At 42.1% G+C, this 17,070-nt stretch carries 11 protein-coding genes and 3 pseudogenes; 6 read left to right on the top strand and 8 right to left on the bottom strand.

What is annotated here, in order from left to right:
* Positions 1-1,036 (top strand): IS3 family transposase gene (locus tag BCU12_RS06650; RefSeq protein ID WP_102403567.1). Its coding sequence is split into 2 segments (ribosomal slippage), with 1,037 coding nucleotides annotated over them: positions 1-129 and positions 129-1,036; the frame shifts between segments, so codons are not numbered across the junction. This gene is flagged as partial in the annotation.
* 399 nt (positions 1,037-1,435) lie between these two features.
* Here the strand turns inward: BCU12_RS06650 and BCU12_RS06645 are convergent.
* Positions 1,436-2,260 (bottom strand): GDSL-type esterase/lipase family protein, encoded by an 825-nt coding sequence (locus BCU12_RS06645; RefSeq protein WP_102403566.1) that lies wholly within the window; start codon positions 2,258-2,260, stop codon positions 1,436-1,438.
* A gap of 513 nt (positions 2,261-2,773) precedes the next feature.
* Positions 2,774-3,865 (bottom strand): annotated as a pseudogene (locus tag BCU12_RS06640) (IS3 family transposase).
* A gap of 171 nt (positions 3,866-4,036) precedes the next feature.
* On the opposite strand from BCU12_RS06640, the pseudogene BCU12_RS06635 reads away from it, so the two are divergent.
* A pseudogene (locus tag BCU12_RS06635) lies at positions 4,037-4,497 on the top strand (integrase core domain-containing protein); the annotation flags it as partial.
* Between the two features lie 227 nt (positions 4,498-4,724).
* On the opposite strand, the gene BCU12_RS06630 reads toward BCU12_RS06635, so the two are convergent.
* Both BCU12_RS06630 and BCU12_RS06625 read right to left on the bottom strand, forming a co-directional pair.
* The gene (locus BCU12_RS06630; RefSeq protein ID WP_102403565.1) at positions 4,725-5,237 is read right to left on the bottom strand and encodes an ACT domain-containing protein; all 513 of its coding nucleotides are present in this window, start codon (positions 5,235-5,237) and stop codon (positions 4,725-4,727) included.
* Between the two features lie 200 nt (positions 5,238-5,437).
* Positions 5,438-6,346, bottom strand: a complete 909-nt coding sequence (locus BCU12_RS06625) for a DUF3943 domain-containing protein (RefSeq protein WP_102403564.1) — start codon at positions 6,344-6,346, stop codon at positions 5,438-5,440.
* A 191-nt stretch (positions 6,347-6,537) separates the two neighbouring features.
* Between BCU12_RS06625 and BCU12_RS06620 the strand changes: the two genes are divergently transcribed.
* A complete protein-coding gene (locus BCU12_RS06620) occupies positions 6,538-7,773 on the top strand; it encodes a CinA family nicotinamide mononucleotide deamidase-related protein (RefSeq protein WP_102403563.1) in 1,236 nt (411 codons plus the stop codon).
* A gap of 254 nt (positions 7,774-8,027) precedes the next feature.
* Positions 8,028-8,282: a 30S ribosomal protein S6 modification protein gene (locus tag BCU12_RS06615; protein ID WP_102403562.1), complete on the top strand. Its 255-nt coding sequence runs from the start codon at positions 8,028-8,030 to the stop codon at positions 8,280-8,282.
* A gap of 29 nt (positions 8,283-8,311) precedes the next feature.
* Here the strand turns inward: BCU12_RS06615 and yfaE are convergent, their stop codons facing one another.
* The 4 genes from yfaE to ubiG all read right to left on the bottom strand — a co-directional run bounded on the left by yfaE (position 8,312) and on the right by ubiG (position 13,273).
* Positions 8,312-8,590, bottom strand: coding sequence for a class I ribonucleotide reductase maintenance protein YfaE (gene yfaE / locus BCU12_RS06610; protein WP_102403561.1), 279 nt, complete (start codon positions 8,588-8,590; stop codon positions 8,312-8,314).
* Entirely contained in the window at positions 8,590-9,723 is a 1,134-nt protein-coding gene (gene nrdB, locus BCU12_RS06605) for a class Ia ribonucleoside-diphosphate reductase subunit beta (protein ID WP_102403560.1), read from the bottom strand. The genes yfaE and nrdB overlap by 1 nt, the downstream gene beginning before the upstream one ends.
* A gap of 103 nt (positions 9,724-9,826) precedes the next feature.
* Positions 9,827-12,109: a class 1a ribonucleoside-diphosphate reductase subunit alpha gene (nrdA, locus tag BCU12_RS06600; RefSeq protein WP_102403559.1), complete on the bottom strand. Its 2,283-nt coding sequence runs from the start codon at positions 12,107-12,109 to the stop codon at positions 9,827-9,829.
* Between the two features lie 453 nt (positions 12,110-12,562).
* Positions 12,563-13,273, bottom strand: coding sequence for a bifunctional 2-polyprenyl-6-hydroxyphenol methylase/3-demethylubiquinol 3-O-methyltransferase UbiG (ubiG, locus tag BCU12_RS06590; protein ID WP_102403558.1), 711 nt, complete (start codon positions 13,271-13,273; stop codon positions 12,563-12,565).
* A 280-nt stretch (positions 13,274-13,553) separates the two neighbouring features.
* On the opposite strand from ubiG, the pseudogene gyrA reads away from it, so the two are divergent.
* Both gyrA and BCU12_RS06580 read left to right on the top strand, forming a co-directional pair.
* A pseudogene (gene gyrA / locus BCU12_RS06585) lies at positions 13,554-16,091 on the top strand (DNA topoisomerase (ATP-hydrolyzing) subunit A); the annotation flags it as partial.
* Positions 16,092-16,341: 250 nt separating this feature from the next.
* A complete protein-coding gene (locus tag BCU12_RS06580) occupies positions 16,342-16,971 on the top strand; it encodes a LysE family translocator (RefSeq protein WP_102403556.1) in 630 nt (209 codons plus the stop codon).
* Positions 16,972-17,070 lie beyond the last annotated feature (99 nt).

The following is a 17,070-nucleotide window of genomic DNA, read 5'->3' as shown; positions in this document are numbered from 1 at the left end:
CTCAAATCTATGGATGGCGTAAGGCCGTCAAAAAAGACGCGAAAATCAGCGATAGAGAAAAAGAACTCGCCACTGAAAATGCCAAACTCAAACGATTATTGGCTGAGCAAGCTGAAGAGTTAGATATCGTAAAAAAGGCCGCCACCTACTTCGCGAAAAATCTAAAGTAGATTGCTATGAGTTTATGCTCGAACACCTGATGCAATATAGGATTGTCCGTATGGCTAAGGTGTTTGGGGTTTCTCGAAGTGGGTTTTATTATTGGATTGATAATCGCCATAAAGTCACTCAACGTAACGAACACCGAAAGCAGCTTGATAGCAAAGTTCGAGTAGTCTTTGATGATAAAAAGGAACGCGATGGTGCAAGGCGTATTCAAAAAGAACTTGAAGAAAATGGTATTAAACATGATGTAAAAACCATAGCCGCGAGCATGAAGCGCCAAAACTTAGTCGCGAAGGCCGCCCGTAAGTTCCAATGTACAACAGACAGTAAGCATAGGCTTCCTGTTGCCCCGAACTTGCTTGCGCAAGACTTTAATGCGACAGCACCGAACCAAAAATGGGCTGGAGATATTACCTATCTAACGACAAGCGAAGGTTGGATGTATTTAGCCGTTGTTATCGACTTGTACTCACGGCAAGTGGTGGGTTGGTCAATGAGCACCAGAATGACCGCGACTCTGGTCTGTGATGCGCTATCAATGGCATTGTTCCGTAGAGGCATGCCCGAAGGGGTGATTATCCATAGCGATAGAGGCAGCCAATATTGCTCAAAAGACTACCGAGACTTAATCGCAGCTCATAATCTAAAGCAAAGTATGAGTAGGAAGGGAAATTGCTGGGATAACGCCTGTGTTGAAAGCTTTGTCCATTCACTGAAAGTAGAAGCCGTCCAATACGAGCCGATAATGACGCGAGAAGAGATACGCCAGGCACTTTTTGAATACATCGAAGTTGATTACAATCGAACAAGAAGGCACAGTGCTCTTGGGTATCTAAGCCCAGTTAACTTTGAAAAACAATATGTCGCTTAATGCGGTGTCCAGTCTGACTGGAGCAGATCAGTTTTATATATTATGGTTCCGATTTGTTTTCTGATTATCAAGAATTGTTCAGTGAATGTGATCTCAATAGGGACGTTTCATTCTTGCGAATCCCCTCATTGTTTTTATAATTAATTATGAGGGGACGGGCAAAACTCATGCCAAGGTATCGATGAATTAAGAAGGTTTGTTGAATAATCGATACATACTTATAACGAAATTAGGCTGCATCTTAGCCTAGGCATGAACACGTCAAATAAGGTACATAAAAAAAGCCAGCAACTTACGTTACTGGCTTACTCAAAATCGTCAACGTATTTTAGGAGGAGACATGCATATGCTATGCCATATGAATAACTAAGTAGAACAGAGAAATGAAGGTTGTAAATATTACTGTTTGGCTTTTGGATTTAACCAACTTAGTGACTGAGCAGCATACACTGAAAAGTGTTTATAGCCTTCTTTATTTGGGTGAATAACGTCAGCAAACATATTTTTCTTTAGGTGCCGATAATTTCCAGTACCATCTGAAGACCAGTCCAAATAGTCAACTATAGTAATGTGTGAGTAAGAACTACTTAAATCTGATATTAACCAATCATTAACCTTTTCGGCAACCTCTATCATATCGATACTATAGTCGGAGTATGCTCCGATATTGTTAATGATTAGTTTTATATCATTCGTTTCTGTCGAAGCAGCAAAAAACAACATGTTTTCTTTAATTGTATTTAATTTAGCACCTTCAGCTATGTCATTTATACCAGCATGCAAGTAAACAGCATATGGCAATACCCCATCAAAATTCATAGTCATGTTACCTCTCCCATCTCCTGGGTCAAAAACCTTGTGTAGAACATCTCGCGGCCAACGATTTCGAATATCCGTCGTCGTTTGCCCACCAATACCATGGTTCAAGATGGGAAGACCAAAGTGGCTTGATAGTTCATAACTCATTTGGCCAGGTTGAGATTTATAGTCAGCATCAAAAATCATAAGACCAGGGTGGAAAGCGCTTGATAGGGCTTGGGAATCTTGATCTGCATCAAAATTCAAAGGGGCAGGATGTAAACGACCATGCAATGCTGGATGTCCCTCTGCTATACTATCTCCAATAAGTACAATGTAATGCTGTTGTGAGCCACCACTAAATTTAATATAGGTAGATAGTAATATTAAAGGTAATATCAAGTAAAAGAACCAATTTGTATTCATTAATTATTTCCGTTGTGTATTCTTGTCTTAGAAAGACGCTAGATAAATTGTCTGTAACTCATATTAGGGCTGCCATTGTTAAAACCAAAATAAGCTAACAATATTGTTTTTGTTTTCTTACGGTTTAGGAAAATAACAAAAAAATGTAACACAATCTAATATTTTTATGTGAAAATAGAGAGTGTGATTATTGTTTAAAGAAAGTACTTCAACTTAATTTCTGCTCTTAGAGTACTACCACACAACTTTAGCATTCAGACTTTATTTTTTACTACTTTAATGGGGCTAGCTTTCTACTGTCCAGTGCGAATAAATCTAGAACTAAGACATTCATTTTCATATGCTAGACCCCCTCCACAATCATTTGTATAGCTATATACTTTTACGAATGACAGGTATTAAATTTTGAGCAGTAAATCATTGTTTTAGTTGTCCAGCAGATAAAATTTTGGTTAATATTTCCATATTTAACTGGGCTTAGCAACTCAAATGTACTGAATAGCCACAACATAATTAGACGCTAGTTAGCCTTCTTTCATATTGCTTTTCATACTCTACAGGTGACAGTTGATTATTGGAACCATGCCTTCGATTTACGCTGTTGAACATTTCGATGTACTCGAAGATATCGGTTCGAGCATCTTCTCTCGTAGAGTAAGTTTTTCGTTTAACCCTCTCCCTCTTCAATAGTTGGAAAAACTTTCTGCGACAGCATTGCCATGGCAGTTCCCTCGACGGCTCATGCGTCCTTCCAATCCGTGTTGCTTCATTAAGGAACTCCAGTCGTGGCTTGTATATTAGCTACCTTGGTCTGAATGCACGAGTACATTGTCTATCGGTGAACGTCGCCAGATCGCCATTAGTAGTGCATCTAATGCAAGCTCTTTGGTCATTCTGCTTTTCATAGACCAACCAATTACCCTACGTGATAATAAGCCTACGACCACAGCCAGGTAGAGCCAACCCTCATGAGTTTTAATGTAAGTAATATCGGTTACACAAGATTGATTTGGAGCTTGTGGATTGAAGTTTCTATCCAGTTTGTTTGGGGTTACAATGTCCTCAGTTCCCTATTTAGCTCTTGGTTTTCGGGATCCTCTTTGGGACTGCAGTCCTTCTCGTTTAGTCAAGCGATGAACTTGATTGATACCACAAATTTCGCTCTCATCTCGCAAGACACAATGTATCTTTCGATACCCATAAACATAGCCAGATTCGAGCCAAAATTGCTTAATTAGTCCGAGAAGATACTTACGTCGCCTTTCTTGTTTACCTTCTGGATGCTTCAACCATGCGTAAAAACCTCTTGGATGAACGTCAAGCATGCTGCACATTCGTAGTGCAACCCAGATAGGCGTATTGGCTTTGATAAAGGCATACTTCAGTCATCCGTTGCAGTTCTTTTTTGAGTCGACGGATCTCTGCATTTTCATCGGACTTGGTTTGGTGAAGATAGGAGTCTGGACCATACCGTTTGATCTAGGTATAGAGACTATGAGAAGTTGTCTCTAAACGAGCGGCAACATCAGCCACACTGTGACCTTTTTCAGTCACTAGCCTAACGGCTTCAATTTTAAATTCTTCAGGATATCTTTTACTGTTCATAAGCACCTCTTGGTTAGTTATTTTGTCTAACTAAAAGGCGTCTATCATGTCTGTGGCTATTCATTATCTTGTCAAAGTGTCTATCAGAGAGAGACGCGAGAAAACACGTCAGGCTGAACTTGCACCAGTGAAGGGTATGGCTTGAGTTGAGACGCTTCATGCCTCGGTTAGGTGCTTGTAAGAGACATTACTTATGTTCAGTCGAACGAGGGCGTTCACTACTTACCTTTAGTTATGGATGCCTTTAGTTATGGATGCCTTAAGTCGCAGAATTTTGGGGTATGAACTTTGTAATGACATGAAAGCGAGCGACGTTGTGAAGGCGTTAGATATGACTGTAAAAACTGGATGTTATGGTCATGCGACGATCCATCACTCAGATAGAGGGCTACAATATTGCTCTAACCCTTATCAAGAGAAACTTAAAAAACATGGCATAACCCCATCTATGACAGATGGCTATGATTGTTACCAAAACGCATTAGCAGCGCGAGTGAACGGTATCCTCAAACAAGAGTTTTACTTACTCATGCCAAGGTATCGATGAATTAAGAAAGCTTGTGGAATAATCGATACATACTTATAACGAAATTAGGCCGCATCTTGGCCTAGGCATGAACACGCCAAATTAGGTACATAAAAAAGTCAGCAACTTACGTTACTGGCTTACTAAAAATTGTCAACGTATTTTAGGGCGAGACATTCCAATAATATTTATTGCCACTCATGTCCGATTTTATTCTGTAAGTTGCAATCAACTCTCGACATTCTTTAGAGCAATCTTAGCTGACACAATCACTGTGATTAATCATCCATTAGAAAACTACTTATAAAATAGGAAGCAATAGCTAGTTGCGATTTAAGCTTCCAGAATGACCCGAGTGTCCTTGCTTAAAGATTCAAGCTCGTTTGCAACATCCTCGATTTGCATTTCACTCGGCAATCGTACTGCCATATTTGCAGTAAATAGACTTGAACTCACGCCACCACCGCCAGCGACGAAGACTCGTTGGCAGTCCATATCCAATATACTGATTCCTTGACCATCCAGTACATGAGTAATCTCATTCACGATTCCTGCACGATCGTTGGAGTCTAGACGAAGTTGGAAGATGGTGTCTTCACGATGAGGTATGGCGTCTGAATCTACAATTTGCACCAAGAGGCCATCATGAGCTTGGAATGTGCTTTTTACTAAATCTGCACTTTTCTCTGGTAGTTGCACTTTAATAACGGCAGCAACCTGGTCTTCAATAAAGTTCACTTTACTGATTAGCCATTTTCCATCATTTTCATGGGTAACAGAAGCTAAGTGCTTAATGGTTGCGGGCGTGGCTTTCCCGACAAAATTCACGATAAAAGTGGTGTTCATAATGGATCTCCTACGCCAAGTGATTAAAATAATTGATAGTTTCAGTGTAGAAGCAATTAGTAATAAAGACTTGATGGATGTCAATTTTTGGAATTAAAGGAAGAAGTCACTGGTGAGAACGGGTGCTCGGGCACAAAAAAAGCGCCTTGTATTCGGCGCTTTTCAATTAGAACGATGCAGTCTATGTTGCTGGCGATTAATTAAAAGCCAATCTTGAGCTCAACACCATAAAACTGACGGTCATAAGACGCACCTGAATCCATTGCGAACTGAGCGGCGTTTGAGTTACTAAACCAAGGTGTGGTACTGAACTGGAAATCTGCACTTCCGCCCCAAGCGTCGCTTACCCAACCATGAATGTGCCCTACTGGGTTTAGGAAGAAGAGAGTAAAACTCCCCATTCCTTGAGATCCCCAAACCTCGCCACCGTTGTGGACAATACCTTGTTCTGCTTCAAACATCATTTCACCGACGACGGCACCAAAGAATGGTGTGATGAAAATGTCTTGCCAAGAAGGGACTTCAGCAAAGGCTTCTACACCCATCTCCCAAAAGAAAGTGGACATAGCTGCGGAGTATAGGAACGATTCGAACTCGTTGAAGCCAGAGTGTCGTGCGGCCGTATAGTAAACACCACCAAAATATGGGTGCATTACGTAGTTGAGAAAATGTTCATCGCGATCCCAAACAGGGCCAGCACTCACATTATCTTTCCATTTCTTACCGAGCTGACTCATGTCGCGATCCTCTTCATCCCACTTAGTGATGGATTCAGGGAGCAAGGTCATTAAGCCGACGGTAGCAACACTTAAACCTAAGATGGTGTAAGTCTGACCTCTTAAGTAGGCCCAATCTTTCTCATCTTGGATAGTAAGATATTTAGGCAGGCTAGGCTCTTCTAGGGTGAGTTCTGGCTCTTTCAGGGAGAGCGCAAATGGGTCTTCCTGGAAGATGCTAGGTTGATAAGAGTAGGTATTATCTTCAAAGCAGTAACTTTGTTCGCAATTGACCGTGTAGGAAAACTCGATATGTTGATTGACGTTAAAGTTGTTGGCGTTTGCGCAGGCGGAAAACGTTAACATCATTGCAGCGATGTTTTTCTTTAGCACGGTTACTCCATTAGTATTATTTTAAGATCCTTATCACAATTATCTTATAAAGTGCCGCTAATAGGAACCACAAATTGAACTAATTGAGGAGCTTATGAGGATTATTTTCTAACACGTTCCATTTTCACTACATAAATTAGCGTAAACTATGTGATGATAAACATTAAAGCATCAAAACTTAGGAAAAGTGAATGACAAAAATTGCAATGCTTAGCACTGGGGAAGAAGTGTTATACGGTGACATCGTCGATACGAATGCGGCCTGGATGTCTCGACTCTTTTTTGCTAACGGTTTTTCTTTGTACAAAAGGTCCACAGTAGGCGATAGCTTAGTGGCGCTTAAAGAAGAGATTCTGATGCTAAGTTTCAATTGTGATGTTGTTATTGTTAATGGTGGTTTAGGCCCAACAAGTGACGATCTGACTGCTCAAGCTGCAGGTGAGTGTTCTGATGAGGAGCTTGTTCTTTTTCCCGAGTGGCTGAAGACATTAGAAGCTTTTTTTAGCTCTCGCGGTATGCCAATGCCTGAGAGCAACACGAAACAAGCCATGTTGCCAAGTAGCGCTCAGATTATTGATAACCCTATTGGTACCGCTTGTGGTTTTCAAATGCTCATCAATGATTGCCTATTTTACTTTACGCCAGGTGTCCCTAAAGAGTTTGAATTGATGGTTGAAACTCAAATTCTGCCTGATCTTAAGCAACGTCATCCTGACCAAGAAAGTTATAGCTGTAGCCGTTTGTATACATTAGGAACCTCTGAATCTGTTTTATCAGATAAGCTCGATAAATTGCAATTGCCTAAGGGGTATATGATTGGTTACCGTTCGTATCTTCCATTTATCGAAGTGAAACTGTTCGCTCCAACAGAAGACCTCGAGACGAGAGTGCGAATTTTACAAATGATTTACAGTCTCATCGAATCCAATGTTGTGAGTGTCGATGAGAATATGCTTGATCATCTAGGCCACCTTATTGCCGAGAAAAAACAATCGATATCAATTTCAGAGCAGTCTACGCACGGTTGGTTGTCAAATTGGCTACACTCGAACGAACACGCTAACCCATACTGTGGTCACTCATGGATAATGAGCAGCTCCCTTGATGTCTCTAGCCAAGAGCAAAACCCTTTAGCCGCGACATTCGCTTTAGCGGGAGCAACGAGAGAAAAATGCGCCACTGACATCGCGTTGGTTACTGGAAAGCTCGATGATGATCAGTTTTCGATAGCGCTCTCAACGGCCAAAGGGGAGTGGGGACAGACACTTCAATTTAATCGTAAATACAGCTTGGATGAACAGAAAGAGCTCATTTCAACGATTGCCGCAGATATGCTTCGACGCTATCTTTCTGGCAAGACGATGGTCATTCAGTACAGCTCAGTCAAATGCCTCAAAGATATGTTTATTCCCACCTCGTTAATCTAATCAAAGACTTATTGGGCTACTTATATCAAAAGTAGCCTTTGTCAAACAGAGACCGTTCGGCGTTCAGTAATAAAGTGATGAAACTAAAACTTATAACCTAGGCCGTCCTAGATTTATTTCTTATAAGTAAATCGTCTAAATGTAAGTCGATGATTTTCAATGTGGCGGTAAATTGTCCCATTTTTGAGGCTATCAATGCTGATTATTACTTGTACACTAACATCTCGCTCGAACATTCTATCAAGGAGGTTAGCATGTTTCCTCAATCGAAAATCTTAGTGTGGTATCAAGTAGCAAGCCAAAAAGTTGTGTTAGGTGAAGCTTTTAACAGTGAAAGTTGCGATGTTGCATCTGATTGGTTGCACGCACCCAGTGATGATAGCTGCCCGTCAGCCCAAGGGTATCGCCTATCTTTGTTTGATGATGACGGAAGAGAGATTGCGGATAAACCTGTTTCGATGTTCACGGCAGATTCTTTTCTAGAAGGAATAAAAAAGGCCAGCTTTTAGCTGACCTTATGGGTTCTATTCACCCATTTCTAAGCGCGTTTCTCTTTGATTCGATAACGAACATTGGATAGTTCAACATTGCTTTTGGCTTTACAAATACAGGGCAAAATCTCTTTCTTTTCTGTATAAGCCATAGCAAAACCAACAAACTCAACTTCACCTGATTCTAAAGTGCATCGACAGGCACCACAATGCCCATCACGACAATTGTATTCCGGCTCAAGCCCTGCAAGCTCAAGTGACTCTAAAAGAGTGTTCGAGGAGTTAGACTCAATCGTAGTAAGTTTGTTGATCTTAAGTTGAGCCATTAGAGTTCGAAATCCTCAAAGTCATCAGCGTTCACTTCATTGTCAATTTGACCAACTAGGTAAGAACTGATTTCTGCTTCTTGTGGAGCAACTTGTACGTTGTCTGAAGACAACCAAGCGTTGATCCATGGGATTGGATTCGATGTTGCTTCTGGGTAAGCTGTACCTAGACCAACCGCCTGCATACGGATGTTGGTAATGTATTCAACATATTGGCAAAGAATGTCTTTGTTCAAACCAATCATAGAGCCATCTTTGAATAGGTATTCTGCCCACTCTTTCTCTTGCTCTGCTGCTTCTTTGAATAGGTCGAAACACTCTTGCTTGCACTCTTCAGCGATCTGCATGAATTCGAAATCATCTTGACCGTTACGTAGCAAGTTGATCATGTGCTGTGTACCAGTAAGGTGAAGTGCTTCATCACGAGCGATTAGCTTGATGATCTTCGCGTTACCTTCCATTAGCTCACGTTCAGCGAATGCAAATGAACATGCGAAACTTACGTAGAAACGAATCGCTTCTAGTGCGTTTACAGACATTAGACATAGGTAAAGTTTCTTCTTCAAGTCATGAAGAGATATCTTAACGTCTTCGCCGTTGATGCTGTGGTTGCCTTCACCGTAGCGGTGGTAGTCAGCCGTTAGCTTGATTAGGTCGTCGTAGTAGAAAGCGATGTCTTTAGCGCGCTTCAGAATTTCTTCGTTTTCAACGATGTCGTCAAATACTACGCCTGGATCATTCACGATGTTACGGATGATGTGCGTGTAAGAACGAGAGTGAATGGTTTCAGAGAAAGACCATGTCTCAATCCAAGTTTCCACTTCTGGTAGAGATACCAATGGAAGTAGGGCAACGTTAGGGCTGCGGCCTTGGATTGAATCTAGAAGTGTTTGGTACTTCAAGTTAGAGATGAAGATGTGCTTTTCATGCTCAGGAAGCTTGTTGTAGTCGATACGGTCGCTAGACACGTCGACTTCTTCTGGACGCCAGAAGAAAGAAAGTTGCTTCTCGATAAGCTTTTCGAAGATTTCGAATTTTTGTTGATCGTAACGTGCAACGTTTACCGACTGACCCAAGAACATTGGTTCTTTTAGTTGGTCATTTTTTTGTTGAGAAAAAGTACTGTAAGCCATAAATGCCTCAAATCCTTTAAAGACCCGTCATAAAACGGACCCTGTTAATGCTTTAAACCCAGAGAAGATAACTCTTCTCTGGGGTCTTAATGTTTATTGCGGTTTAGATCTTACAACCGCCGCCTTCACAATCTTCTTCCGGCACTTGAACTGCATCGCCTTGGTCGTCTTTAGCACCATCACGAGTGTTATGGTAGTAAAGCGTCTTAACACCGTATTTGTACGCTGTTAGTAGGTCTTGAAGCAGCTTCTTCATTGGTACTTTACCGCTGTCGTAAACACTTGGATCATAGTTAGTGTTTGCAGAGATAGCTTGGTCAACGAATTTTTGCATGATACCCACTAGGTGTAGGTAACCATCGTTAGAACCAATGTTCCAAAGTAGCTCGTAGTTCTCTTTAAGATTTAGGAAATCTGGAACCACTTGCTTCAGGATGCCGTCTTTCGATGCTTTCACTGATACGTAACCACGTGGTGGCTCGATACCGTTAGTCGCGTTCGAGATTTGAGACGAAGTCTCAGAAGGCATCAGTGCTGTCAGCGTTGAGTTGCGTAGACCGTGCTCCATGATCTCTTCACGTAGAGAATCCCAATCGTAATGCAGCGGTTCTTCACTGACTAAATCGACATCTTTTTTGTAGGTATCGATTGGCAGTAGGCCTTTCGCGTAATTGGTCTCGTGGAAAGATGGGCATCTGCCTTGCTCTTTCGCTAGTTCAACAGACGCTTTTAGCAAGTGGTATTGAATGGCTTCAAAAGTACGGTGAGTCAGACCATTTGCGCTGCCATCAGAGTACTTAACACCATTCTTCGCTAGGTAGTATGCGTAGTTGATTACGCCCACGCCAAGAGTACGACGGTTCATTGTCGACTTGCGTGCTGCTGGAAGCGGGTAATCTTGGTAATCAAGCAGTGCATCAAGTGCACGAACCACTAGATCGGAAAGTTCAGCTAAGTCGTCGAGTTCCTTGATTGCGCCAAGGTTGAACGCAGAAAGTGTACATAGTGCAATTTCACCTTCGTCATCTTCTACGTTAGAAAGCGGCTTAGTTGGTAGCGCGATTTCTAGACATAGGTTCGATTGACGAACAGGTGCAACTTCAGAATCAAATGGGCTGTGTGTATTACAGTGGTCAACGTTCTGAATGTAGATACGACCAGTAGAAGCACGCTCTTGCATTAGCAGAGAGAAAAGCTCAACGGCTTTAACCGTTTCACGCTTCACTGAAGGATCGTTTTCGTACTTAACGTATAACTCTTCAAAACGCTCTTGGTTTTCGAAGAACGCATCGTAAAGGCCAGGTACGTCTGAAGGTGAGAACAGGCTGATGTTGCCACCTTGAACAAGACGAGAGTACATAAGCTTGTTCAGCTGTACGCCGTAGTCCATGTGACGAACACGGTTCTCTTCAACGCCACGGTTATTTTTCAGTACTAATAGAGACTGAACTTCTCCGTGCCATAGTGGGTAGAACACTGTCGCTGCACCGCCACGAACACCACCTTGAGAACAACATTTTACGGCTGTTTGGAAGTATTTGTAGAATGGAATACAGCCAGTGTGGAACGCTTCACCACCACGAATCTCAGAGCCTAGCGAACGAATACGACCGGCATTGATACCAATACCAGCACGTTGAGATACGTAACGTACAATAGAGCTAGCTGTTGCGTTGATAGAATCTAAGCTATCGCCACATTCAATTAGTACACACGAGCTGAATTGACGAGTAGGAGTTCGTACACCCGCCATAATTGGCGTTGGCAGAGAAATCTTAAATGTAGACGTCGCGTCGTAGAAGCGTTTGATGTAGCTAAGACGAGTTTCTCTTGGGTAGTTTGCGAATAGGCAAGCTGAAACCAGAATATAGAGGAATTGAGCGCTCTCAAAAATTTGTCCAGAAACACGGTTCTGCACAAAGTACTTACCTTCAAGTTGCTTAACAGCAGCGTATGAAAAGTTAAGGTCGCGCTTGTGATCGATATAGTCATTTAACTCATCGAACTCAGCCTTTGTATAATCTTCCAATAAGTGGCGATCATACTTACCCGATCCAACCAGGCTAGATACGTGATCATAAAGCTTAGGTGGCTCATATTGGCCATAAGCTTTCTTACGTAAATGGAAAACAGCAAGGCGAGCGGCCAGATATTGGTAATCGGGCGTTTCTTCTGAGATTAAATCCGCAGCAGACTTGATGATGGTTTCATGGATGTCTGAGGTTGTAATGCCATCGTAGAATTGAATGTGCGCTTTTAATTCTACTTGTGAAACTGAGACATTATGGAGGCCTTCTGCTGCCCATGTGATCACGCGGTGTAGCTTCTCGAGATCTATACTTTCTTTACGTCCATCACGTTTAGTGACAGTGAGTTGTTGATTCATTCTGATTTCGTTCCCTAACAAAACTGATAAAAGCCATATTCCTACGTAATTTTTATAAATTATCTTACTGGCTTTGTGATCAAACTCTCCCTATATATTGTAGTGTAAAACACAACATATAGGGGTGCTTCGTCGTGTGGGTTACAAGATAGTGCTATAGATGCATTTTATCAAGGCAGAGATCTTGTATGAGTTGTGGATAAGTGACAAAAATAAAAAAAACTGTAAGTGGGCACTAACTGATGAAGAAAGAACTGGCGAGACTGTCGAAAGTTACCGTTATGTAATCGGTTTATTCATAACCAGAAACGAAAATATTTTCCTTGATCTTTACGTAAAATAGGGAGCTTAAATCTGGCTGTTCAAAATGGAATCAAACGCACAGAATGTGTGCAAAAGTTGTCTAAGAAGGTGACACAGATTCAATGTCACCTCTGGTACGATAAATGTGATTTAACGCGATTTATTCGTGTGAACGATGTAATTTACGTCGACGTTAGAGCCCAGTTTGTAACAGTCTGTGAGCGGATTGTAATGAAGCCCAGTAATTCCGTGCTCAATGAGATCCGTTTGATCAACCATTTTAATCAGTTCTGATGGACGAATAAATTTTTCGTGATGATGAGTCCCTTCAGGAACAATCTTTAGTAGCTTTTCAGCCCCAACAATCGCGAAGAGATAAGATTTAAGGTTACGGTTTAGTGTCGAGAAAAAGACATGTCCGCCGGGCTTGACGAGAGCTGAACAGGATTTCACGACAGAAAGCGGATCTGGAACATGTTCTAGCATCTCCATACACGTCACAACGTCATACTTTCCAGCATTTTCGTTAGCGTGATCTTCTATGGTGCTTTGGATGTAATCGAGTTTCGTACCCGTTTCAAGAGCGTGTAAACGGGCAACCTCTAATGGTTCTTTACCCATGTCCAAACCCGTCACGATTGCGCCTCCTTTCGCCATACTTTCAGCAAGGATTCCGCCACCGCAACCGACATCTAATACTTCTTTACCAAACAAACCGTTCGATTTTTCTAGAACGTAGTTAAGACGGAGTGGATTGATCTGATGCAGAGGCTTAAATTCCCCTTCCAAATCCCACCATCTTGAAGCCATGTCTTCAAACTTTTTAATTTCACTTGGGTCTACATTCTGTTTTGTCGTCATAATCCATACTTCGTTCAAATCCTAAAGTCTGACTGCATTATAACCACATCTATAAAAGAGACTAGGGGACAGGTGTTTTTCTTATCTGGGTGGGTAAAATTTAACCATTAATCAATCAAGTACCATTGAAGCGAGCAAATTCTCAGCACTTGATTCACAACCAAGCTCACAACATGATAAAAGGAGGGGGAAAGAGATGCCGAATAGGCTAATAGTGTGTTATATTTTCCGACCTTGTACGTATAATTATACGATCAAAATATAGAGGGATAATGGCTCTATGAGCGATCTAGCTAAAGAGATCACGCCCGTAAACATAGAAGACGAACTGAGAAGTTCTTACCTTGACTATGCGATGTCAGTCATCGTTGGTCGAGCTCTTCCAGATGTGCGTGATGGCCTGAAACCAGTACACCGCCGCGTTTTATTCGCGATGAATGTATTAGGCAATGATTGGAACAAATCATATAAAAAATCTGCCCGTGTGGTAGGTGACGTAATCGGTAAATATCACCCACATGGTGATAGCGCAGTGTACGACACGATTGTTCGTATGGCTCAACCGTTTTCACTACGCTATATGCTAGTTGATGGCCAAGGTAACTTTGGTTCTATCGATGGCGATTCAGCGGCGGCGATGCGTTATACCGAAGTTCGTATGGCAAAAATTGCCCATGAGCTATTAGCTGACCTTGAAAAAGAAACGGTGGACTACGTACCAAACTATGATGGTACCGAGCAGATCCCAGCGGTTCTTCCAACCAAGATTCCAAACCTATTGGTGAACGGTGCTTCAGGTATCGCAGTAGGTATGGCAACTAATATCCCTCCGCATAACTTGACGGAAGTGATTGATGGTTGTCTAGCGCTGATTAATAACGAAGACATTACTATCGATGAGTTGATGGACTACATTCCTGGTCCTGATTTCCCAACGGCAGCATTGATCAGTGGCCGTAAAGGTATTGTCGACGCCTACAAAACGGGACGCGGTAAGATTTACATGCGTTCTAAAGCTAATATCGAAGAAGAGAAGAATGGTAAAGAAACCATTATTGTCACTGAGATTCCTTATCAAGTGAACAAAGCTCGATTGATCGAAAAGATTGCTGAGCTTGTTAAAGATAAGAAAGTGGAAGGTATTAGTGCATTGCGTGATGAGTCTGATAAAGACGGCATGCGTATTGTTATTGAATGTAAGCGTGATGCTGTGGGTGAAGTGGTTCTAAACAACCTTTACTCTCAAACTCAGCTACAAACGACATTTGGCGTGAACATGGTTGCGCTGAATAATGGTCAACCTCAGCTATTCAACCTGAAAGACATGTTGAAGTGCTTTGTGGATCACCGTCGTGAAGTTGTGACTCGTCGTACTATCTTTGAACTTCGTAAAGCTCGCGATCGTGCTCATATCCTTGAAGCCCTGTCGTTAGCACTTGCAAACATTGACGAGATCATCGAACTGATCAAGAACGCACCAACACCTGCAGATGCAAAAGTAGGTTTAGTGTCTCGTGGTTGGGACCTTGGCAATGTTGCTTCAATGCTAGAGCGTGCTGGTACTGATGCTGCTCGTCCTGATTGGCTTGAAGATGAGTTTGGTATCCGTGATGGACAGTACTTCCTAACGGAAACTCAAGCTCAAGCGATTCTAGAACTTCGCCTACACCGCCTAACGGGTCTAGAGCATGAGAAGATTCTGGATGAGTATAAAGCGCTACTTGATGAAATTGCAGAGCTAATGCATATCCTTGCAAGCACTGAGCGCTTGATGGAAGTTATCCGTGAAGAGTTAGAGCTTGTTCGTGAAAACTTTGGTGATGAGCGTCGCACTGAAATTACCGCTGCGATTCACGATATCGATATGGAAGAACTTATTGCACGTGAAGACGTTGTAGTAACGCTTTCTAACGCAGGTTACGTTAAGTATCAAATCTTAAGCGATTACGAAGCTCAGCGTCGTGGTGGTAAAGGTAAGAGTGCCACTAAGATGAAGGATGAGGATTACATCGAGCGTCTGCTTGTTGCGAATACTCACGATAATATCTTATGTTTCTCTACGCGTGGTAAGACATACCGTCTGAAAGTATACCAACTACCATTGGCTAGTCGTACTGCTCGTGGTAAGCCTATCGTTAACATTCTTCCTCTTGAAGAAGGTGAGCGTATTACCGCTATCCTGCCTGTTTCTGAATTCTCAAACGAGAAATTCATCTTCATGGCAACAGGCGATGGTACGGTTAAGAAGACGTCTCTTGATCAATTCGCTAACGTACGTGCTAACGGCCTAATCGCAGTGAACTTACGTGACGATGATTCACTGATTGGTGTTGATATCACGAACGGTGACAGCGACATCATGCTGTTCTCTAAAGCGGGTAAAGTGGTTCGCTTTAGTGAAGATAAAGTTCGTGCTATGGGACGTACAGCTGCTGGTGTTCGTGGTATGAAACTGGCGGAAGACGATCAGGTAGTTTCACTGATTGTTCCTTCGAACGAAGGTGAGATCCTAACGGTTACTGAAAATGGTTACGGTAAGCGTACTGAGTTAGCTGAATATCCGACGAAAGGTCGTGCTACTCAAGGTGTTGTTTCTATCAAAGTCTCTGACCGTAATGGCCCTGTTGTAGGTGCTGTTCAGGTTGAAGAAGGCGATGAGATGATGATGATCACCGATGCAGGTACTCTCGTTCGTACACGCGTTTCTGAAGTGAGCCAAGTAGGTCGTAATACACAAGGTGTTACGCTGATTCGTACGGCTGAAGACGAAAATGTTGTTGGTCTTCAACGTATCGATGAAGTCGAAGAAGCTGAGCTTTCGGAAGAAGACGCTACGGAATTGACCAATGAAGCGACGGCACCAACTGAAGGCGATTCACCTTCGACGGATGCTGATGCTACAGAGTCAGACACTGAATAATCATTAGTTTGATTGAAATTAAAAACCGAGCCTAGTGGCTCGGTTTTTTGTTTGTGGCTTAAGCAATACTCAACAAGGTTTACATTTCGAGCGTTTTCTGGTCAATTAGATGACTAAGATTCAGTAAATAATAGCAAAGGAGTTGCTAATGACATTTGATACATGGATTGTATATCTGCTCGCGGTACTGGTATTAACTGCTTCACCTGGCCCTAGTTCATTGCTCTGCATGACGAAAGGAATATCTCACGGTAGGAAAGCCGGTTTCTACACCGCACTTGGCAGTTTAGTTGCGATCACCTCTATATTGACGTTCTCCTTTGTCGGACTCGGCGTTATCGTAGCCTCGTCTGAGATGCTCTTTAACGTTATCAAATGGACAGGCGCTGCTTACTTAGTCTATTTAGGCGTTCAGTCTTTTCGTTCATCTCAGGAAGATTATCAGCTGGATAAAGGCTCTGACGAAACGGCCTTAAAAAGCCATGGTCATTTTGTTAGTGGGTTTATTGTCGGTGCAAGCAACCCCAAGGCTATTTTATTTTTCAGCGCTCTTTTTCCTCAGTTTATTGATGCCAGTTCCAATATGATGATCCAATATTTAATCTTTAGCTCAACATTTGTGGTGTTCGAATTTTCCTGGTTAATGTTGTATGTCAAATTGGGTAATAAATCTTCTAGCTGGCTGATGGCAAAAGGTCGAGCAAAACTCTTTAATAAGTTGACGGGTGGTGTTTTTATCGGAGCTGGGACACTTCTTTCATTTTCCAGTCGAGGATAGGACTTATATCACACTCTATATATAAGATAGAAAATAGTGTATAATTCATCATGTTAAGCCTAGCTATAAGCTAGGCTTTTATTTGGTTCATCGCGACTT

Origin of the sequence: Vibrio sp. 10N.261.55.A7 (genome assembly GCF_002877365.1) — a bacterium.
Taxonomy (GTDB): domain Bacteria; phylum Pseudomonadota; class Gammaproteobacteria; order Enterobacterales; family Vibrionaceae; genus Vibrio.
This window is presented reverse-complemented; position numbering and strand designations above follow the sequence as displayed.